This window comes from Streptomyces sp. BE303, from assembly GCF_036290945.1.
Taxonomy (GTDB): Bacteria; Actinomycetota; Actinomycetes; order Streptomycetales; family Streptomycetaceae; genus Kitasatospora.
This window is the reverse complement of sequence record NZ_JAQYWZ010000513.1, coordinates 1-204: the sequence shown is the minus strand read 5'-3', so window position 1 is coordinate 204 and position 204 is coordinate 1. Positions and strand designations below refer to the sequence as shown.

Below are 204 nucleotides of genomic sequence, written 5' to 3'. Positions count from 1 at the left end.
GACGCGAGAACTCCACGAACACATCCGGGTTCGGCATCACGGTGACGCCGCCGACCAGCGCCTGCGAGCACTCGCCCGACCGCAGCGCCTGCGCGGCCAGGTGCAGCGCGACCAGCGACGACGAGCACGCCGTGTCCACCGTCACCGCCGGCCCCTCCAGGCCGAACGAGTACGAGACGCGGCCGGACAGCACGCTCGCCGCGT

At 73.0% G+C, this 204-nt stretch carries 1 protein-coding gene; it reads right to left on the bottom strand.

The features are described from left to right. A partial coding sequence (locus tag PUR56_RS10880; protein ID WP_329948729.1) for a beta-ketoacyl synthase N-terminal-like domain-containing protein occupies nt 1–204 on the bottom strand: 204 nt, incomplete at both ends.